We start from the raw sequence: 21,658 nt of genomic DNA on the forward strand, positions 1-21,658 counted from the left end.
TATAAGCTGCAAGAAGAGAATTAACTGCACTAAATCGAGACTCAGCGCTAGCAAAATTCATGAAAAGTAAGTCATGCTTTCATCGCTTAAAACTTCTGCTGCTAGACATAAGCGGACGTCAGACAGGCAAGTTTTTAGCTGGGATTTATTTCGAGTTTATATAGTAAGCAGACATGAACGCCCAGATCAGCTGAATTTTATATTTGATGCGACGTGTGCTTCGCACGCAGCGTGGCAAATGTAAAATTTCCGCTGCATCGTCTTGTTAAGCGCTCCTTTGGTTTCTGATTTCGCCTTTAACAAAAACGGCACCATGATGGTTCTCGCAAACCAACCAAGACATCGATTTATTGACGATGTAATACTCAAAATATGGACTCTCTTCAAGTGTTCTCAAGATTGCTTGGCCTGTACCCTCTAACACCCAATATTTTCCGCATTCATCCGAAGCTATAAACCAATAAGTCTCAGCAAAATTTAATAGTGATGCAATATAAGGAAGACCATCATCTACATCACACTTTTCAAAAGGCTCTCGCAAGGAGTCCCACATCCATATTCGAGCTAAACCAGTTTTTCCATTTACTAGAAAATTGGTCGCCAGTTCATCCAATATCCATTGCCACTGATTCAATCGAAGAAACTTAATCTCGTCGATATTCGAATTCGCAACAACTTCATTAATTTCGTCACGCAAAGTCATCTTATTACTGCTTAACATTTGTATAGTGAGCCCCCCCTCATATGCATGACAGGTAGTCTCTTTCCTTTTCCACATACTACTCTGTTTTTAAAAGAAAAAACTCGAATCTTACTCATTTATTTATCACATATATGAGGGGTCACGTATGTAGAAATAGTGAGGGGTCTCGTATGTAATCCACAAAACGACTCAAAACTCTGATTTCATTAGATTTTTCATGTTCCCTCGGGTGCTAAACGAGCACAATTCACTTCCTTGTGTGGTTTAAACAAGCACGTTCAAGAGCGCTTTGATTAGCTAAGACTTAAGTGAGTGAAGAGCTTTCGATGACTTCTGCTTTCCTCTTTTAGCCAACGTACAGCACCAACTCATATAATATTGTTTTTGTTATTCTTTCTAAGTAAGGATTTTATAACTGAAGAACATGGTTTATTACTTTTATAATTTCCATGCAAACAGCTATGTGTCGGTTAGATACTAGCCTTGTATTACAGATAAGGCTAGGAATCATGTTCATTATTTAATCAGAAATTCTGATTAATATAAGACTAGTGCGAGAAGAAAAAAATTGATTGATATCGATCAACTGCACACTGAAAACGACGTGAAGCAATTCAATAATTTGAGCAAGAAGTGTTTTATCAAATAAAAAAGGCAGAATGGAGACAGTCTGCCTTTTTGGTTTCTTTAGATTTCGATTTACTTGAGCTTTCTCGCGCGGAATTTGCGCCCTTTTATTTTTCCTTCATTCAGAATATTCAACGCCTTGCGCATCGATCCTGATTTCACTGCGACATAACTTGCTCGTGCAACGATTTTAATTTTGCCGACTTCAGAGCCGGCTATTCCGCCATCTGCTGTTAGGGCTCCTAACAGATCTCCGGGGCGTACTTTATCTCGTTTACCGCCAGAAATTTCTATCGTCACGAACTCAGGTTCAGGAAAACTACCCTTTGCCTTAAAGCTAGCAGCATCGAGATATTCAAGTGCTTGTTGGCGCTCACCTTCTAAAATTTCGAGCTTGTACCGTTGCTTCGCTGTGTAGATGCTATAAGCTTTTCCTGAGTGACCAGCGCGACCAGTCCGCCCAATACGATGCACATACACTTCACTGTCTCGTGGCAAGTCATAATTGACGACAAGAGCAACATCATCGACATCTAAGCCACGAGCCGCGACATCTGTCGCAACCAAAACACAGCAGCTTCCCTGCATAAATCGGGTTAGAACAGAGTCACGCTCGCGTTGTTCCAAATCACCATGAAGGGCTAGTGCGCTGGCGCCAAGATCATTCAGTGATTGCGCCAAGTCATCACAATCTTGCTTCATATTTGCAAAAACAATTGCGGTCGCAGCCTGCGTGTGACGCAAGATACGCGCGAGTACTTCTTGTTTATTACGCTCTTCTACTTCAATAAAACGCTGTTCGATATGATCGTCACTATGCTCGCTTTCTACAGTCACCATTACAGGATTATTCAATAGTCGTTTCGCTAGGGAGGAAATTTTATCGGGATAGGTCGCGGAAAAAAGTAGGGTCTGACGTTGCGCAGGGCAGTGCCCTACAATATGTTCAACGTCCTCCAAAAAGCCCATATCTAGCATTCGATCAGCTTCGTCCAAAACGACGGTATCAACGTTATTGAGTTTGAGCGTTTCTTTGCGCAAGTGATCTTTGATTCGTCCCGGTGTGCCCACAACAATATGTGCACCGTGTTCGAGCGAACCAATTTGAGGTCCCATTGGCTGACCACCGCACAAGGTCAACACTTTTACATTGTGCATACCTTTCGCTAGCTTGCGCGTCTCTTCCGCAACTTGCGTCGCTAATTCGCGCGTTGGGCACAAGATCAAGGTTTGAATACGATATCGCTTCGGCTCCAGTCTATTCAGTAGATTTAACGCGAAAGTCGCCGTTTTACCACTTCCCGTTTTTGCTTTCCCGATTAAGTCTTTTCCATCAAGCAAGTTTGGCAAGGCAGCACTTTGAATATCAGTCATAGTCTCGTAACCAGCTTTGTTTAAAGCATCCAACAATTCTGGTTTTAAAGCTAAAGAGGAAAAGCTTTGATTAGTCATGGCGTATAAATCTGTGAATAAAAAGAGAATGTTGCCGCACGCTGAATAGTGAATGAGCGCAGAGCAAGACAGAGGCGCTAGAGTAATCTAGTTGAAGAGAAAGTAAACCTTGAATCGAGGAGTTTAACCACGCTCATACATAATTTTCTTGGTGCCACCTTCACAGCTACCGACTTGTTCACCCGGAGCTGAGGCGTCTTTTTCAACAATAGTAAGCTTAAAGCTTTTCACCCCATTGTTTTTAATCTTGGCTTCGATCTCATCTTTCAACTCATTACAATCTTTGAGTTCTGCGCTAGCAATCAAAGGTAATGCAAGAAGGGTCATTGCTACGCCCCACGCGAAAATATTTTTCATAATCCACCAACTAATTTAGTTAACGGTAGAGGGAGAGTAGCAGAGAATCGAAAAGGTGCAGGATTATAAATCGCTATGAAGGATCGACTTCTTGATAAACGACTTTGTAGCCAGAACCGCAGTAGCCCACCACTTTGCCTTCAACATCGTCATCGATTTCAGCAAGAACTAGCTCGAAACCGTCGTCTTCGTCTTGCCCATATTGAATCTGTAGATTAGACATCATCACTTCGCAATCCTTAGGCATTGCCATTAAAGATGACGAAAAGCCGAACGCTACTAGCGCCAACACTATTGAGATTTTTTTAAACATGATGTGTACCTCCTGTATGTCGTTAAAGTATAGCAAACCTGCACCATTACTCGGTTCTAAGGCCCACAGAATAAGGGCTAGGATCTATTTCTGAGGACTGTGTATCAATTATTTTGCTTAATAACTCTACCGATGCCGGCGCTAATACCAAACCATTCCTAAAATGCCCTGCATTCACGTAAACGTGCCGATAACCGTCAATACGCCCAATACTAGGGATACCCTTTGGCGATCCGGGTCTAAGGCCTGCCCAATGATGACTAACCTTATACTCAGCCAGACTCGGGAATAAGGAGATAGCACTGTCGATTAGCGACTGCTTCGCTTCTTCATTGGTTAGCTTTTCAAAACCGGTATATTCAAGCGTACTGCCTGCCACCACATTGCCGTCTTTTCTGGGAATCACATATCGCCCATCACTCAACACTACGCGATTGACCAAACCAACTGGCGCATCAAATACCAACATTTGGCCTTTCACTGGTTCAATCTCTGACGAGATATGAGGCATGAGCTGAGATGTCCATGCCCCCGAGCAAACCACAACTAAGTCAGCATAATCTATTTCGCCAGAGAGCAAGCTCACTCTACCCTCATCAATTCCTGCAATCTTTTGATTCTCACGCACGGTAATGGCCGCGTGATGATTCATGATGGTCCTTAAGGCTCTTAATAAGCGCGGATTACGAACACTCGCAACCTTTGGCATCCACAAAGACGATGCAAAACCTGTTTTCAGTTTTGGCTCTAGATCATAGAGATGTTCGGCAGAAATTGTTTCCATCCAAGAGGCATTATTCTCGGCCCAGTTAAGCGCAGCCTGTTGGTCTTCAACATTCAACACTAATAAGCCGTGATGGCTAATCTCTGGATCGATACCACTTTCCGCTTCGAGATCTTCAATCAGCTCGGCGTAGATAGCTTGCGATCGCTTTGCGAGTGCTGTCACTGGAGCAGAATAACGCCAGGGATATAACGGAGAGATAATTCCTCCGCCTGCCCAGCTCGCTTCGCGCCCTAGTTGGCCTTGGTCATACAAAACCACATCAAACCCATTGTGTGCCAAATCACGAGCCTGCAACATGCCAATCACACCCGCACCAACAACAATCGCCTTCATTCAAATCCCCTTAAAAATATGCGCTTGTATTCTACGCGCTGGCTGAGGAAAATGGAGCACGAGTTAAAGGATTGACTCAACTTTTTATTCTCATCAAGGATTGATGTTATGACATATTCTTCGCATTACTCGCGTGGCTTTACGCTGCTCGAGCTTCTCATCGCTTTTACAATTATCGCCATCACATTTGGCATTTCATTTGGTAGTTTTTCGTTTATTGAAAAACAACGTGTCGAGCAAAATGCACGCACTGTTATTCAAGCCATCATGTATGCGCGCAGCCTCGCGATTAAAGAAAACCAATCTGTTTTTATATGCGCAAGTGACAACGGAAGTCATTGCGATAAAAATTGGTCGAATACGATGATGATTTATCGCGACCTCAACGGGAATAAAAGCTTCGACGCAACCGATGACATGATTCACTTATTTGAACTTGGTAGTGATGATAACCGCATTCGCTGGGGTTCGTTTCGAAGACAAGACTATCTTGAGTTTTTACCGACAGGGATGACCAACTTTCAAAATGGCACCTTTACGGTTTGCGCAAATAATAAGAACGTTGAGACGGCGGTGCCTGTAATCGTCAATGTAGCGGGACGCCCTTACTTTGGAAGAGATTCCAACAACGATGGTGTTCGTGAATATAGCGGTGGCAGCCCCGTGCGGTGCTCTTAAACAAAAAACGGGGCCAGAATATTTTTAATCTGGCCCCGTTTTTTGCATATTAATGCGAGTTTAACGCCAACAATCAGCTGGGTTAGCCGGCGTTTTTACACCTGCCGAATCAATCGTCATAGTGCCACAACGGTCATTCGCCATAATATTTCCTGCAACTGGTGCAGCTTGCAGAGTATATTTTTGAGCCGCTGTTGTATCCGTCGTGACATCATCCGTATCTAAAATAGTGATGGTATAAAAACGCGCAATTTCTTGATCTAAGCCATATAAACCAGCACCTGGCAAACCCGTATCGGCGCCGCCATCAGCAGCATTCGAATAATGGTTGTTCTGCGTGTAATAGCGTTCAAGCGCCGAACTCAAACCCATCAGCTCGCTTTGCGCATTCGCACGATGCGTTGACGCAACATTCTCTTGGTAACTTGGGTAGGCAATCGCGGCCAAAATACCAATAATTGCCACCACAATCATCAACTCAATGAGGGAAAAACCCTGCTGCTTATTTGTCTTCATGTTTTTTCCTCTCATTATTGATTAATCAACTCGAACCAACCTAAACGGCCTTCTCGATCAGATGCAGAGCCAATGTTGAGTTGATCTTTAGTGATATTACTTTGATCAATGGCATTATTTGAATCGCTGGATGGCTGCTCTTTATTTGAGCCATAGAAGTTTTTACCAAGTACGTTGACCTCGTTGGTGAAGTTATCGTTCTTCATACCGGCACCGACGTCGTTCTCGTCAATAACACCATCGCCATTCAAATCAAGAATAGGCTTGCTTGGATTTAAGCCGGTTAATAAAGGCAAGGCATATAAGTAACTTGCACCACCACCGGAACACTCAGATACATCTGGTACTAAGCTTGAGAAGAAAGCAATCGGACCAACATCTGAGTCGAACAACAACTCTGGTTTTTGCGTTACACGCTCACCTTCAGCAGATTCACCGGTAACAATAAAGTCGATATACCAACCTTCATCATTATCCCAGTTCACGTCTGTACCAGTGAGTGACTTCACCTCATCCGTTTCCGTAAAGGTTCTAGCCGCTAGATCTGTACGGACTAGCTCTTGTTCAGTTCCGCTATCCCAGATGGTGTAATAGCTTTGGACATTCACATTCGCTTGATCGCCATCTACTAAATACTGACCAGTACCAAAAGTAACTAAAGCATTTGGCGAGAAACCTTTATTGGCTTGCGCACTGTTCAATGCCAAACTAGGGGCCGCCGTAATAGGCTGCGCCGCACCATTACTATCTTTTGCTGAGAATAAAGGCTTTGGTGTTGTGCCAGATTTATAAGCAGAGCCCCACTTGCTTGCATCCGTATTGCTTACATCAAAGGCCCACATATTGCCTTTAATATCACCACCATAAATACGGTCTGGAATCTGATCTCCATTCAAGTCAACAGCTGTCACACCAGATAAACCATTTTTATCAAGCGATGTACCTAAACCTGTATCGATCACAACTTTGTCGGTTGCAGCCCACCCATCAAGACCCTCTTCGATATACAAGATCATGAGTGCTGCACGACCATTGGTTGACTCATAGCCATTACCAAAGATCACCGCCCATTTGCCGTTATTCATCAATGAGATTAATGGAGCAGTCGTCAAGAAACCTAGATTTGCATCATCACTTTCAGTGAATTCCCACATTACAGTATTAGCAGCATTCGTCGCTAAATCTGTAAAGTCATCTGGGTTAGTCACATCCAGTGCAAATAAGCCTTTACCACCAGCACGCAGGCCACCAACTAGAACAGTTCGCCAGTCACGTGACACATCTGCAGAATTGCCTTTTGTATAGACGTCTTGCGCTACTGGCGTCAAATCTACGTAATACTGATGCGCATAGTTAGGGTCTGTTAGATAGTGCAATCCTTCACCCGCAACGCTTGAGTAGACCAAATTAGGCACATAAGCCATCACTTCTTTACCTGCGTCTGTGCCAGAATTAAGGCCGTTAAAGCCGTGAAGCATACCGCCATTCGCACCGACATATACAACAGGCGTACGTCCTGCTGCGCCGCCGTTTGCATCATCCTTGTCAGAAAAATCTGAATAACGGTTACCATCAACACCAAATAGTCCATCGTCTGGCCATGCAGAAGAAGGCTCCCCTACATAAACAGGTGCAGAGTGAATAACATCGGCCATACGGCTACCACGCGCTCGGAACGCACCGCCTTCTTTTGAGCGATCTCCGCGCAGGTAAGCTAGTCGATCCTGCGCGAGCGTATCGTCAGGACTTGCCGCTTCTCCTGGAGGATTCGTGCGTAAGTCATTTTTCTGAGCATCCGTTAAATTCGCCCATTCAAAGGTCACACCATCCGATGCACCCTGTGTGTAAATAACTCGCTCTTGATCAGCAACTGAAATATCTCTTTCATCCAATAAGGCCGCTGCACCTGAAGCCTCACCCGCCGAGTTCGACCAAACAATATCAAGTACATCACCATTGCTTGGATCGAGTAAGCGCGCTTCTAAGTCACCACTCCAGTCAGACGAATTAAAGAGTGTCGTATAAATAGATGTACCATCTTGCGCACGTAATGATGAAGAGTTAAAGGTTACACCTGAACCACTACCAATAGATGTCACGATATCGTTGATTGCAGAACGCAGCGCTTCTTTCAAAGAATCAGGCGACGCTGCACTGTACATTTCGCCACGACCATTGACCGCTGCGTGATATAAATCATCCACCTGAGGAAGACCTGAGATAGATGCGTCTGGCCAAACTGGTTCAGTATTAGCCCCATGAGCATCTTCCACAGCATGATGAGTCACACCAAAGATATTCCCGCGCAAACCTAAGCCGACGGTATAAGTGTTCATGTGTAGATTAGTATTACAGTCTAACCAAGCATCAGGACTCGCGTCTGCACAAAGCGGATTGACTCGCACTGCACCTGTTGGGAGGTCACCTCTCAAGTTCGTTGTATAAGCATCATATGCAATATCGCCGAGTGTCGTTGAGTAACTGTCTTGATAAGGGGCACCCGCAGAACCATCTTGGTTGCCGATACCGTCATTAAGCACAGACTGAACTTCGCTTGTTGTGTTTTGGGTATTAAAACCATCTGTGAACAACAATGTATAGTTTTTCTGACACTCACTGGTTATAGGGCCGGTTGTGCTCTTGAACTGATTGCGAGCATGATTCAATGCGCTACGCAGTGGTGTACCGCCCGCATTCACTCGCGTGTAGTGCTCGTCTAAGAAGGTACCAAGTTCAGTCCCTACACCAACATCTTTCATTTGTGCAGAACCAACAGTACGTCTGTTATTAATCCAGAACATGCCTGTTTTAATACCATTAATACCCTGAACCGCTGCTGCTAAGCCACCACGCATTGCTTGGTGACGACGACGATAATATTGGAACCAATTCGCGAAGTTTTGCTTTTCTTCCAATACAGTACGTGTAACGCCCGCACCGTTAATAAATGCCTCACCATCAGCTTGCGTTTTACCGATCTGATAGCGCGTGAGACAAGCACCGTCGAAACCGAACGAACGGCCACTTTCGATTATTGCATTACTATCCGAATACGCTTGTTCTGTGCGATAGCGTTCTGGATAACGTGCAAATTCTAGATACTCAGCAGGCGTTGATGCTGAACACTCTCTTTTTACACCCGCTGGACGAGCAATATCTGAGGGCTGTGCTTCAATACCAGAAGGCGTAGTGTCTGAAGTCGTAACCATAATTTGGTCGATCAATACGCCGCTTTCACGATAAGTAACATGTAGAGCGTAGTTACCTGCTGGAAGATCAACATCACCCCATTTAGTCCAACCCCAAGAGCCATCAGAAAGGTTCTCTCGCATTGCACCAAAGTCATTCACATAACCCGTCGAACCACCGTTTTCTAGGCTAACGGTAATAGATGCGTTATCGCTTTGTCTAAACAGCCTTACCCAAATAGAGTCCGCAGTAGTGCCGTTTGCCCAGTTTCTAAACCAGAAATTCGTAGAACCTGAATCAGTAGTGGTGAAAAAATACACAACACCCTCAGACGAAGGCGGACTATTTCGAGACAAGTCGCCTTCTTCGGTTCCCATATAATTAGAGTTACTTGCGCTAGCGACTGCATTTTGGAGTTTAGTTTTTTCTGCGCCTGATGTAGCAGCAATTAATTCACTAGCAAAATATTTTGGTCGTGGAGGAGCAACAATAGGCGCGCCGTTTTCACCCTCCAACACCAAGGTATTAGAACTACTCACAGGATTGTCATACGCATTAGCGTGGTAATAATAATGGTCGCTCTGATCTTTCAGATAGTAGGTTGCTGGATAAAATGTGTAGTCTTGGCGAGAGTTATCGGCACAATCGTCTGCACCACTCTCTTTACAAACCATGTCAGCATCACGAATATCGTAATCCCAATAAGATTCCGTTTTAGTAGATGTATCTAAGTCTGCAAATAAGTTAACCGTACGTGTACCAAAAGCCGTTGTGACTGGCTCAACTAAGGTTGCTGTCACACTCGCATCTGTAAAGGTATAGCCATTGGTTTTCGCAACGCTATCAAACTCAGCATTAGTAAAGGTCGGCCAAGGGTCATAGGTCACACTTGGGTCGTAATATGCCGTGTTGTATGCGGGGCTCTTTGCTGATGCGTACTGCGCAATAGGGGGTATTGCATAGCGGTTGCTATAGAGGCGGCGACCGTCATACCCGCCTGTATCTACGCCGTTGGCAAATACGTAAGCATACTGGCCGTAGCCACCACTATTGAGGTAATCACCGTTTGAGTCTACAAAATTACCATCGCTTCTCAAACGCGGTGTACCATCATTGACAGGGAAAGATAGCTCCCAGTCCATACTACCGGAGTCATCAATCGCGAACATTAGGTTATGTTTCACAGACGAGCCTAACCATAATGGCTGGTCTGCTAACTGACCTGGAGCAGAATAAGCAATAGTAGGTGCGGTCAGATATGTGACCAGCGCACACCAACGAAGTTTGCGTTCGAATGTTTTCATAGCACGCCCCCCTGCAAGGTCGCTAGAGCTTGATGCTTCTGTCGTATGTCTATTGATCAAGCTCATAGTTTTTTACCGTAGTATGTTTCAATAATGCGTTGTGAATTCGTGGTACCACCTGTACTACGCGCGACAATTCTAAACGTTGTGATTAAAGGGTTACCGGTGCCTGAACCATAACCACCACCGGTTTCACCAAAGTCACCCTGACCGGTGTTTAGACCATCATCTTCGACTGAACCCGCAAGCTCTATAAAGTAACGTGGTTGCTCTGTTTGCCCTGCCACGGCACCCACTGCCTGGGTGGCGGTATTGTTTACGTCATCAACCCAAATGCTGGCATCAAATGGGTCTGGCGCATCACCATTGGTATAAAACGGGCCAGTTGAATTGAAACCCGTTGTCGAAATAAACGCTTCAATAGCTTGCTCTGCAGCGCGAACGGCTGTTTCTGCACCTTGCAGTGCAACGTTGCCGTCTTGAATCGCTGCAGACATCTTCCCTTGCATAATGGTGTCGTTCATTGAGCTCACACCCAATACCGTCAAGATCAACAAGAAGATAAGCGAGATAAATAAGGCAGCGCCTTTCTGCTTTTTAGGGTTTAGATTCTGCATAGTAGATACGTGTGTCATATTCGCTCCCTATTTCAAACGATTGCGAATGGTATTCGTAGTTTCATACGGCACATAAAAGCGTAAGTCCGCAGCCGTCGTAGCCGTGCCATTGAAGTTATAGGTTTGGTTTTCCGCAACTGTGCGATCTTCAGACGCGGTAAGAATGCGTGTGCGTACAGCGACAACATTCAAAAAGTCAGAGACGTCATCAGCAGCCACATAGCGATTCGCTGTTCCATCATCATTAGTATCTTCACCGTAAAGCACCTGCATATCTTCCACGCCTTCGGCGATCTCTTGAGTCGAAAACGAGGAAGTCTCGCCAGAGCGGTTAATCTGCGTCATGAACAGTGCGCGACCACCATCGGCCGTATTGCCGACGTGGTATGCAGTAATAGTAGGTAGGTACAAGTAACTACCGTCAGGATCATAAATATCATCAGCAAAGTTGGCGCTATTGTTATGCGATGTCCCATGATTAAGCACGTTCGTTGCTGTTGGGTCACTCGTTATAGAGAATAGCTCAGCACGCGCACAACTCGATACGATCACTAGGTCGTTTGTTGCGATATCACAAGAAGAAGCATTCGGAACAGTAATCGAAGTTGCATCAGAAGCTGTGACACTCAATCCACATGACTCTGCACCATGCACGATAAATACATCCGTTCCGCTTACAATTTGTTGTGCACCTGTCCCGACACTCAAGCCCATGTTGTTCAGTGTTGTAACTGCGCCAGTCACATTATCAAAGCCGGTAATACCATTGTCGCCATTGAAACGAATGAGCTCGTTTCGAAATGCTACATTCGAGAATTCGCTCGTGTCTGCTCCATTGGTGAATGGTGAACTCGCATCTCCCGATGCACAGCCAAGAAACGCTGCAGCACGCACTCCACGAGACAAAAACTCCATCGAGATACGACCGCTTTCTTGAACGCGTGCAACTCCACCTTGAAGATTGAAAGCCTGACTATTGCTATTAAAAATTTGGAATAAACCAAGCAATAGGAAAGAACTCAACGCCAAGGCAACGAGCAATTCAACAAGTGATAAGCCCTGTTGTTTCGAATGTTGTGTCATAGTGCTCTACTCCTTAAGGCTCAAATGAAAGATCAATAGAGCTTGTCGCGATGCTCGTTGTACCTTGCTCGACACGGTCTGTCCACTGCACCCTTACGGTATAAACGCTGCCATTCAAAGCAATAGAACCCTGACCTGCCGGGAGAGATCTTGCTAGATTTGCTTGCCACTCAAATCGATCATTGGTCGCCATATCTGCAGAAGAACATCCTGTTGTATTCAGGCAATTTGCTTTGGCACTGCCTCCCGTTCCATCACCATAATCGCCATTATCAACGCCTTCGCTGTTCGCGCGCATACGATCAGCCATATCATTGGCATAGTACAGTGCAACACCGCGATAACTTGAGTTTGAGGTGTCTTGCACAGCTCTCACCTGCATACTCGCCATGCCTAATAAACCAACTGCTAGAATTAGCATCGCCACCATAATCTCAATCATAGAGAGACCTTGCTGATGATGTTTGCCTGTAAAGGTAAGTTGTCTCATGTCATTCATCACTCATTAAGGGCAGGTAAAATTATTCACGTTCACGCGACCCGACAAAGCCACGGCTATCTGACGATCATCTAAGCCTGCTTGAGCAGTACATAGATTGAAGCTGATCGCAGGTGTTGCAAAACCAGCGCCGTTGAACCTAAAAGTACCAGCGGTGCCTGTTAAGGTAAGTGCACCGTCAATGGCATCGAAACGTCGGATCTCTTCGTTGGCATCAAAGATCGCATCGCCATCAAGATCTACCCAAATGCGATATCCATTAGTCCAATTGGTTGGTGTACCGACATCTAATGAATTCACCTGAACAACTCGACCACGCTGAGCCGCTTCAGCTCGCGCCAAATTCAACGCTCCCACGACATTGTTTGCGGTGGCACTAATTTGGTTGCGCGCAATAAGATTGCCGAAGCTAGGTAAGGCAACCACAGCAACGATGCCCGCTACGACAAGCGCTAACATAAGTTCGATGAGAGTGAATCCTGATTGTTTCATCTGTCCGCCATCTTGGTTTTCGATTTGTATACTGTAGATGCCCAGATGTAAAAATGAGTCTGCTTAGCGATCAACGGTTGTTATTGTTGATAAACGGCAATTCTACGAAGCGAAATGCGAGGCAAAACACAAAAACAGAGGGCTTTTCTTCAGCTTAGCTAAGAATTGAAGATATGTAGGAAAGATTCAGATATTTATTAAGAAAAACAGATGGATAGCGCAGAAGAAGGGCTTGGGGCCAGAGTAAAATTACTCTGACCCCAGTGTCGTCAAATTTCCTTAACGGGAATCCTTAGTTCTTTAGGCATTGAGAAAACAATGTTCTCTTCTCGCCCATCGACTTCTTTGCTAGACGTTGCACCCAACTCTTTAAGTCGATCAATAACTGCTTGTACTAAGACTTCTGGCGCTGAAGCACCAGCTGTGACCGCGACATTATTAACACCATCAAGCCAAGCGTCTTCGATCTGAGACTGATCATCAATCAAATAAGCTTTTGTTCCCATACGCTCTGAAAGCTCACGTAGACGATTTGAGTTAGAGCTATTTGGAGAACCAACCACTAGCATCAAATCAGAAGAAGGAGCCATTTGTTTTACAGCATCTTGGCGATTTTGCGTGGCATAACAAATATCGTCTTTTCTCGGGCCTTGAATTTGCGGGAATTTCTCTCGTAAAGCATCAATCACCACTGAAGTATCGTCCACAGATAAAGTTGTCTGCGTTACATACGCTAGGTTTTCAGGATCTTTGACAGATAACTGAGCAACATCGTTTGCGTCTTCAACAAGATAGATAACTCCGCCATTAGAATCATCGTACTGTCCCATCGTACCTTCGACTTCAGGGTGGCCTTCGTGGCCAATCAAGACGCACTCCATTCCATCACGCGAGAATTTGGTCACTTCAAGATGTACTTTCGTGACAAGAGGACAGGTCGCATCGAAGACTTTCAAGCCTCGATCTTGCGCTTCATTTTGCACAGCTTTAGACACGCCATGCGCACTGAAAATCACCAAAGCATCATCAGGTACTTCATGCAACTCATCAACGAATATAGCGCCACGATTCTTTAGGTCATCCACAACAAAACGGTTATGAACAACTTCGTGACGCACATACACTGGCGCTCCGAATACCTCTAATGCACGATTAACGATCTCAATCGCGCGATCGACACCAGCACAAAATCCTCGGGGGTTAGCAAGTTGAATTTGCATGAGTTGAACTATGATCCCTAAATAGTTTCTATCGAAACGATCTTAACCTTGAACGTTAATGTATCGCCAGCTAGCGGATGGTTGAAATCGACCACCACTTCTTCGTCGTCAAACTGCTTTATAACGCCAGGCAACTCAGACTGACTCGCATCAGCAAAAGAAATGACTAGGCCTTTTTCAAGTTGCATATCTGCTGCGAAGTCGGAACGTTTAAAGGTTTGAACATTATTTGGATTTGGCATCCCAAACGCTTTTTCTGGAGTCACGAGCCAAGCCCCCTCCTCACCTTCTTTCATGCCATCAAGGCAGGACAAGAAGCCATCGGGTAATTGACCATCACCATACTCAAATGTCGCTGGGTTAGCGTCAAAATTAGAATCGACGACTGAGCCATCTTGCAGGCTCAAAGAAAAATAAAGCGTGACACGTGTGTCCGCAGAAACAACTAAACTCACGTTTTTAACTACCTAAATGGAACGTTAAACAGAAACGAAATCGCTCTCTAGTATATGACTCGAGACTATATTGCCCGAGACTCAGAACGACTCTTTGGTTTTGGGTTACCGTCTTCGTCCTTGCTACGGAACATATCTAATACCAACATTGCGGCACCAACCGAGATAGCACTATCTGCAATGTTGAAGGCTGGAAAGTGATAATCGTTCCAGTAAAAATGAAGGAAATCGACAACATATCCCAGCATTATCCGGTCATACAGGTTACCTAGTGCCCCACCTAAAACGAGACATAAAGCAATCGCTAACCAACGGTCATTTTTGAGCGTGTAAACCCAACGAACAAGCGCGATACTGACGCCCAGAGCTAAGACAATAAAGAACCAACGTTGCCAGCCACCTTCATTCGCGAGAAAACTAAACGCCGCTCCAGTGTTGTGGAGCAGAGTAAAGTTGAAGTGCGGCATCACGGGCACAGGAATCGCATATTCCAACTGCGTGCTCGCTAAGTATTTGGTGTAAAGATCTAACACCACAACACTCAACGACAACCACAAATACTTCAACATACTTAGTAACCCTGCTCTATTTAATTGCTATTGATTAAGCATACTGACGCGATTCACCTTCGCCATCGATATTATCAACACAGCGCTGACACAGATCCTTGTGCGCTTCAATCGTGCCGACTTCCGGACGGTGGTGCCAGCAACGATCACACTTCACATCAGAGCTAGGTTGAACCTTCACAAGCAAACCTTCTAAGTCAGAAGGCTTCGCATCGGCATGGCCATCATCACTCAAGCCAAGCACGCGTGCGCCAGAGGTAATCAATACGAAACGCAACTCTTCGCCTAAGGTGCTCAAGGTGTCAGCCAAATCACCTTCACAGTACAAACTAACTACAGTCGTTAGTGAGCCTTTTACATTGCCGGCATTACGCTCTTCTTCGATACACTTATTAACAGCTTCTTTTGCCGCCATCACTTTATTCCAGAAGTCACGACTTTGCGGCTCATCATCTGAAAGTGCGACTAAGTCGGTATACCACTCAGCCAAGAATACGCTCTCTTCTCGCTCGCCTGATACTGGCTGCGGCATAACAGCCCAGATCTCATCAGACGTGAAGCTCAAGATTGGCGCCATCCAGCGCGTCATTGCTTCTAGAATATGATACATCGCAGTCTGACAAGAACGACGAGCCAAGCTATTCGCTTGCGTGGTGTACTGACGGTCTTTGATGATATCTAAGTAGAAACCACCCAACTCACCAACACAGAACTGAACCAACTTCTGGAACACGCCTAAGAAGTTGTAGTTGTCATACGCTTCTTGAAGCTCTGCTTGCAGTTTAAGTGCCTGATCTACAGCCCAACGATCTAGTGCAATCATTTGATCATTCGGTACTAAGTCCGCTTTTGGATCAAAACCATTGATATTACTTAACAAGAATCGCGCGGTATTACGAATACGGCGATATGAATCTGCTGTACGCTTGAGGATTTCATCCGATACCGTCATGTCACCGCTGTAGTCCGTCGCAGCAACCCACAAACGTAGGATATCTGCACCAAGCTTGTTCATCACTTCTTGCGGCGAAACCACGTTACCAATGGACTTAGACATCTTGCGGCCTTCACCATCCACGGTAAAGCCATGTGTAAGCACTTGCTTGTATGGCGCTTCACCCTTGATCGCAATACCAGTTTTCAAAGATGACTGGAACCAACCACGGTGCTGATCCGAACCTTCTAAGTAAAGATCTGCCGGGTATTGACCAAGCTCTGCGCGCTGTTCAAGTACCGCTGCATGTGTCACACCAGAGTCGAACCATACATCTAAGGTATCGGTTACTTTGTTCCAGTTGTCTGCATCATCGCCAAGTAGCTCTGAAGCATCTAAATCGAACCATGCATCCATGCCAGTGCCTTCGACACGCTGAGCCACTTGTTCAATCAGCTCTGACGTTTTTGGATGAAGTTCTTGAGTTTCTTTGTGCACGAACAAGGCAATCGGAACACCCCAAGTACGCTGACGTGAGATACACCAATCAGGGCTTTGCTCAAGCATCGCTTCAATACGATTTTGACCCCAAGATGGCACCCATTTAACGCCTTTCACAGCTTCTAGCGCTTTATCTTTCAAGCCATTTTCCGTCATGCTCACAAACCACTGAGGCGTTGCACGGAAGATTAGTGGCGTTTTTGTACGCCAGCAATGCGGGTAGCTGTGCGAGAACTTTTTGCTAAGAACTAACTTGCCTTCGTTAGTTAACGCTTCAAGAACCGGACCGTCGGCTTTATAAACGTGCTGACCTGCAAACATCGGAACGATATCGCGATAAACACCGTTATCGTCGACATAGTTAAGTGTTTTTAAGCCGTACTTATTGCCAACATTGAAGTCATCAACACCATGGTCAGGTGCTGTATGTACTGCACCCGTACCGGCATCTGTTGTTACGTGATCACCAACTAGTACAGGAAGCTGCTTGTCGCGGTAAAAAGGATGAACCAACAACTCACCTTCAAGATCAGAACCTTTCGCCGAGCCAACGACTTCAAAGTTTTCAGCACCATAACGCTCCATAGCGTCATCAACGAGTGCTTGCGCAAGAACCACAAGTTCTTCGCCCAATCCTAGATCGACTTTCACTAAGGAATAATCAAGATCAGGATTCAAAGAAACCGCTTGGCTAGACGGAAGCGTCCAAGCCGTTGTTGTCCAAATTACGATAGAAAGATTTTGGCCATTATCGGCGGCACCAAATTTACCAAACACAGACGCTCGATCGACAACATCGTAACGGGCATCAATAGCTGTACTTTCTTTGTCTTGATATTCAACTTCAGCTTCAGCCAACGCAGAACCACCCACCACACTCCAGTAAACTGGCTTAAAGCCTTTTACTAAGTGGCCGTTATCAATGATCTTGCCTAATGCACGAATAATGTCGGCTTCGAACTTGAAGTCCATGGTGAGATAAGGCTTATCCCAATCACCAAAAACACCTAAACGAATGAAGTCTTCTTTCTGACCAGCTACTTGCTTCGCTGCATATTCACGACACGCTTTACGGAACGCCGAGAACTCAACCTTAACGCCTGCTTTACCAATTTTCTTTTCAACATTGTGTTCGATTGGCAAACCGTGGCAGTCCCAACCCGGGATATATGGCGCATCGAAACCACTCATGGTTTTCGATTTCACGATAATATCTTTAAGAATTTTATTAACAGAGTGACCAATGTGGATGTTGCCGTTCGCGTATGGAGGGCCATCATGCAAAATAAACTTTTCAGCACCTTGGCGCGCATCGCGAATCTTTTGATAAAGATCCTGATCTTGCCATTGCTTCAACATACCTGGCTCACGCTGAGCGAGGTTGCCGCGCATCGGAAATTCGGTATCCGGCAAATTCAAGGTGTGCTTATAATCACTCATAGTCTTTTCGCTTCACTCTCATTAAGTTGTGCTACGAACTCTCTCGCAGCGACGTTATCGCGTTCTATTTGTTCTTGCAGTGCTTGAAGGCTCTCAAACTTCTGCTCATTGCGAATTTTTTTCAGGAACTCTACCTGTACTCTTTGACCATATATATCGCCAGAGAAGTCAAAAATATGTATTTCTAAATTGGCGTCAAATTCACCAACACTAGGTTTCTTACCCAAATTAGCCACGCCGTAATATGAACCGGCATGATCACCGCTCATTACATCGACTTGTAATGCAAACACACCCTTCAGTGGGTTGCTCTTTCGACGCAATGCAATGTTGGCCGTGGGAAAGCCAATCGTTCTGCCAAGTTGTTGCCCACACATCACGCGTCCCGACAAGGTATAAGGACGACCGAGCAATCTTTCAACCGTATCAAACTCACCGTCTGCTAACTTAACGCGGACCAATGTAGAGCTAACGCGAGCTTGGCTCTCTGTACCCTCAACTTTGTAGGTATCGGAATTTTCAACCGTAAAGCCAAATTCCTCACCAGCATTTAACAAGGCTTGAAAATCACCTTGGCGATCTCCGCCAAAACGAAAGTCATCTCCAACGACCAAGTGTTTCACTTTTAAGTGATTCACCAAAACTTGATCAATAAATGCTTTGGCAGTGAGGGCACGAAACTTCTCATTAAATTGAAGTACGCAAATATAATCTAAGCCGTAATTTTGCAGACATTCGTACTTGTCACGAAATCGCATTAAACGCGCGGGTGCCTGCTCGCCTTTAAAATACTCTTGCGGTTGAGGTTCGAACACGACGACAACCGAGGGGAGATTAAGATCACTAGCCCGCTCAACAACACGACGTACAATTTCTTGGTGCCCCAGATGAACACCATCGAAATTTCCAATCGTTGCGACACACCCTTCCTCTGGAAGAGGGTTGTTGTATAAGCCTCGAAGGAGCTTCATTTGCCCTACATCACTGCAAAAAATAGCTGGGGATTATAAATGTTGAGGAGGCACTTATTCAATCAAGCGCCCATGGTTTAGGTGAAAGAAAGGAAAATTTTATTCGTCAAGCGATGTTTTATTCCCACCACCCGGTCAAGTTCATGTAAACAATCGCCGCTGGAGCAATCAAAAACGTTAAAATACCGACCGTCTCATCAGTCGACTCTTCATTATTCTCATTCACTCGAATAGTGTTATCACCAGCATCTTTGCCTGATGTGTAGTAGTTACGCCCCTTGTGACGAACAAATAATTTATCGGAGTCATCTAAATCATAAGAATCGATATTCTGGTAGGCAGGCTTAAACTCATCATCATTGGCATACGAAGCAGCAGATACAAAAATGAGCACAAAAGCTGTGAACGCTGATATAAAAAGTTTCATGAGATCTCCGCGAAATTCTCTTGCCAAAACACTGTGTAAACTTAAGTTATCGCTTATTAAATCCTGTTAACTGAACAAAATAAAGACAACACCACTAGGTTTTTCGACTTAGATCACAGCTTTGTTTAATGAATTAACAAACTAAGAGAACAGCGTACAGTTCACTAGGTATCACTACACCTTTTGCTTAAGCATATTTTTCAAGTTTAAACCCAAGCAAAGCAAAACAATGAAGTAACTAAAGATTCCACAGATGACAAGCAAACCAATCGTCGAGATACGCTGCCAAACATCCCAAACCAACCATTCTTGAGTTGGTGAATTCAAATATGAAACCACTAACACCATAGCGACAACAGCACCCAGCAAACGTATTACAAATACAAACCAGCCATTACCTGACTTGTAAACGCCTTGGCGCTTCAAAACCACCAATAAACAAATTGCATTTAACCAAGCCGACATTGCAGTAGCCAGCGCAAGCCCTGCGTGCTGTAAAGGCCAGATAAGCGCGAGATTAAATACCATGTTGGCGATCATGGCATAAATGCCAATTTTGACCGGTGTACGCATATCCTTTCGCGCGAAAAAACCCGGCGCTAGGACTTTGACGAACATGAACGCCAACAAGCCTAAAGCATATGCTCGCAAACTGTGAGCAGACTGCAGCACATCAGTATCGTTCAAAGCTCCATAATGAAACAACACGGCGATTAATGGTTCTGCCAAAACGATTAAAGCAAGTGCTGCAGGCAAGCCAATTAAAAGAACCATTTTCAAAGCCCAATCGATAGTGGCTGAAAAAGCCTCTTCCGACTTTGCGGCATTATTTGCTGAAAGCGCCGGCAAAATCACCGTCGCAATCGCAATACCAAAGACTCCAAGCGGCAGCTCAACCAATCTATCCGAGTAATACAGCCAAGACACGCTTCCTGTTTGCAGCAAGGATGCGAGAATTGTATCGAGCAATAAATTAATCTGGCTCACCGAAACCCCAAACATTGCTGGCAACATTAATGCACCGATTTTGCGTACGCCCTCATGCCGATAATCTAATATTGGCCTAGGTAGCAAACCCAATCGCAGTAAAAACGGCAATTGAAAAAACAGCTGCAATACACCAGCGATAAAAACACCCCACGCAAGCGCAATAACCGGCTGAGCAAATAAAGGGGTTAAAAAAACCGCCGATGCAATCAAACTCAAATTCAGCAGTACTGGTGTAAACGCTGGAACAGCAAAGTTTCCATAACTATTTAAGACCGCGCCGGCAAACGCAGTCAGCGATATCAAGAAAAGATAAGGGAACGTAATTTGTAGCATAGTGCTAGCAAGCTCGTACTTAGCAGGCTCATCCAAAAAGCCAGGAGCAAACAGTGCTGTCACCCAGGGAGCACCGAGCACAGCTAATAAACTAAATACAAATAGAACTGCGCCGAGCACACCTAAAACAGAACCCAGTAATGTTCTGACCACATCTCGATCCTGCCCTTCTTTGTAATCTGCCAATACGGGAATAAAGGCTTGCGAAAATGCTCCCTCGGCAAATAAGCGTCGAAAAAAGTTAGGGATTTTGAAAGCAACAAAAAATGCATCTGCGCCGGCACTGGCACCAAAGAAATTAGCGACAACAACGTCTCTCGCTAAGCCTAGAAACCGAGACACCATTGTCATCAATCCAACAATTGCGGAAGAACGAAATAAATTTTTTTTAGCGGGACTTTGGCTTGCCTCGGAATCCATACAAGGTCTTATTTTTCTGAACAATTAATATGCTCGCCATGCTACTCGACTATCGCGAGACTTTCACTATGCTTAGAGAATAAAGAAGAACTGAGGTGAATTATGGACAAGAGCATTAATCGCTTACTTATGCAATTTGAGCAGCTTTTAAAAACGACAAACAAGGAGCAAATCAACCCTAAAATTGATGAGCTTTGCATCAGCGATCTCCAGCCTATTGTCGAACTAGTAGCACGCAGTCGAGCAGAATATTTAGAGCATCTATACACGCTATGTAAGCAGTATGAGGGAACTGAGAATTTCCCTAGCAACGAAGAAATGCAAAAACTTCGTGCTCACCGTTTACGCTTTGAGGAGTTGGCGGAGGGTTCTAAAGCATTTGAAACATCGATTCAGCGTGGATATCTAGATCTAAAAGACTAAGCGCATCTCGAAATCTTTTGCCTCT

The 21,658-nt window shown here is 44.9% G+C and carries 20 protein-coding genes; 2 read left to right on the top strand and 18 right to left on the bottom strand.

Annotation, left to right across the window (positions count from 1 at the left end; genetic code table 11):
- Positions 1–265: 265 nt before the first annotated feature.
- The 5 genes from A3762_RS23150 to thiO all read right to left on the bottom strand — a co-directional run bounded on the left by A3762_RS23150 (position 266) and on the right by thiO (position 4,572).
- A complete protein-coding gene (locus A3762_RS23150) occupies positions 266–703 on the bottom strand; it encodes a DUF6756 family protein (RefSeq protein ID WP_068757849.1) in 438 nt (145 codons plus the stop codon).
- A gap of 699 nt (positions 704–1,402) precedes the next feature.
- Entirely contained in the window at positions 1,403–2,782 is a 1,380-nt protein-coding gene (gene dbpA / locus A3762_RS23155) for an ATP-dependent RNA helicase DbpA (RefSeq protein WP_068757851.1), read from the bottom strand.
- A 123-nt stretch (positions 2,783–2,905) separates the two neighbouring features.
- A complete protein-coding gene (locus A3762_RS23160) occupies positions 2,906–3,139 on the bottom strand; it encodes a DUF1161 domain-containing protein (protein ID WP_068478554.1) in 234 nt (77 codons plus the stop codon).
- Between the two features lie 73 nt (positions 3,140–3,212).
- Positions 3,213–3,452 (bottom strand): hypothetical protein, encoded by a 240-nt coding sequence (locus tag A3762_RS23165; RefSeq protein ID WP_068475058.1) that lies wholly within the window; start codon positions 3,450–3,452, stop codon positions 3,213–3,215.
- A gap of 46 nt (positions 3,453–3,498) precedes the next feature.
- A complete protein-coding gene (gene thiO, locus A3762_RS23170) occupies positions 3,499–4,572 on the bottom strand; it encodes a glycine oxidase ThiO (protein ID WP_068757854.1) in 1,074 nt (357 codons plus the stop codon).
- A gap of 108 nt (positions 4,573–4,680) precedes the next feature.
- Between thiO and A3762_RS23175 the strand changes: the two genes are divergently transcribed.
- Positions 4,681–5,250: a GspH/FimT family pseudopilin gene (locus A3762_RS23175; protein WP_068757856.1), complete on the top strand. Its 570-nt coding sequence runs from the start codon at positions 4,681–4,683 to the stop codon at positions 5,248–5,250.
- Between the two features lie 60 nt (positions 5,251–5,310).
- Here A3762_RS23175 and A3762_RS23180 read toward each other — a convergent pair whose 3' ends face one another.
- From A3762_RS23180 to murJ, 13 genes are all read right to left on the bottom strand, one after another.
- Entirely contained in the window at positions 5,311–5,766 is a 456-nt protein-coding gene (locus A3762_RS23180) for a type IV pilin protein (RefSeq protein ID WP_082869320.1), read from the bottom strand.
- Positions 5,767–5,780: 14 nt separating this feature from the next.
- Entirely contained in the window at positions 5,781–10,325 is a 4,545-nt protein-coding gene (locus tag A3762_RS23185) for a pilus assembly protein (RefSeq protein ID WP_068757860.1), read from the bottom strand.
- The gene (locus A3762_RS23190) at positions 10,322–10,894 is read right to left on the bottom strand and encodes a PilX N-terminal domain-containing pilus assembly protein (RefSeq protein ID WP_082869185.1); all 573 of its coding nucleotides are present in this window, start codon (positions 10,892–10,894) and stop codon (positions 10,322–10,324) included. Before A3762_RS23190 ends, A3762_RS23185 begins: the two co-directional genes overlap by 4 nt.
- A gap of 9 nt (positions 10,895–10,903) precedes the next feature.
- Positions 10,904–11,959, bottom strand: coding sequence for a PilW family protein (locus A3762_RS23195; protein ID WP_068757862.1), 1,056 nt, complete (start codon positions 11,957–11,959; stop codon positions 10,904–10,906).
- Positions 11,960–11,972: 13 nt separating this feature from the next.
- Positions 11,973–12,449 (bottom strand): type IV pilus modification protein PilV, encoded by a 477-nt coding sequence (gene pilV / locus A3762_RS23200; RefSeq protein ID WP_197469528.1) that lies wholly within the window; start codon positions 12,447–12,449, stop codon positions 11,973–11,975.
- Positions 12,450–12,464: 15 nt separating this feature from the next.
- Positions 12,465–12,950, bottom strand: a complete 486-nt coding sequence (locus A3762_RS23205) for a GspH/FimT family protein (protein WP_068757866.1) — start codon at positions 12,948–12,950, stop codon at positions 12,465–12,467.
- Positions 12,951–13,219: 269 nt separating this feature from the next.
- Entirely contained in the window at positions 13,220–14,170 is a 951-nt protein-coding gene (ispH, locus tag A3762_RS23210) for a 4-hydroxy-3-methylbut-2-enyl diphosphate reductase (protein WP_068757868.1), read from the bottom strand.
- A 17-nt stretch (positions 14,171–14,187) separates the two neighbouring features.
- Positions 14,188–14,625 carry a peptidylprolyl isomerase gene (locus A3762_RS23215; protein WP_068478570.1) on the bottom strand — a complete coding sequence of 146 codons (438 nt, stop codon included), beginning with the start codon at positions 14,623–14,625 and terminating at the stop codon, positions 14,188–14,190.
- A gap of 65 nt (positions 14,626–14,690) precedes the next feature.
- Positions 14,691–15,194, bottom strand: coding sequence for a signal peptidase II (gene lspA, locus A3762_RS23220; RefSeq protein WP_068478572.1), 504 nt, complete (start codon positions 15,192–15,194; stop codon positions 14,691–14,693).
- Positions 15,195–15,228: 34 nt separating this feature from the next.
- A complete protein-coding gene (gene ileS, locus A3762_RS23225) occupies positions 15,229–18,069 on the bottom strand; it encodes an isoleucine--tRNA ligase (protein ID WP_068757871.1) in 2,841 nt (946 codons plus the stop codon).
- On the bottom strand, positions 18,066–19,040 hold the full coding sequence (ribF, locus tag A3762_RS23230; protein WP_068757873.1) for a bifunctional riboflavin kinase/FAD synthetase: 975 nt from the start codon (positions 19,038–19,040) through the stop codon (positions 18,066–18,068). Before ribF ends, ileS begins: the two co-directional genes overlap by 4 nt.
- 118 nt (positions 19,041–19,158) lie before the next feature.
- Entirely contained in the window at positions 19,159–19,467 is a 309-nt protein-coding gene (locus A3762_RS23235; RefSeq protein ID WP_068757874.1) for a hypothetical protein, read from the bottom strand.
- Positions 19,468–19,641: 174 nt separating this feature from the next.
- The gene (gene murJ / locus A3762_RS23240; RefSeq protein WP_082869321.1) at positions 19,642–21,210 is read right to left on the bottom strand and encodes a murein biosynthesis integral membrane protein MurJ; all 1,569 of its coding nucleotides are present in this window, start codon (positions 21,208–21,210) and stop codon (positions 19,642–19,644) included.
- A 102-nt stretch (positions 21,211–21,312) separates the two neighbouring features.
- Here murJ and A3762_RS23245 point away from each other — a divergent pair, with 102 nt between their 5' ends.
- Positions 21,313–21,633: a hypothetical protein gene (locus A3762_RS23245; protein WP_068757875.1), complete on the top strand. Its 321-nt coding sequence runs from the start codon at positions 21,313–21,315 to the stop codon at positions 21,631–21,633.
- The last annotated feature ends 25 nt before the right edge of the window (positions 21,634–21,658 follow it).

It is taken from the genome of Oleiphilus sp. HI0125 (assembly GCF_001635355.1).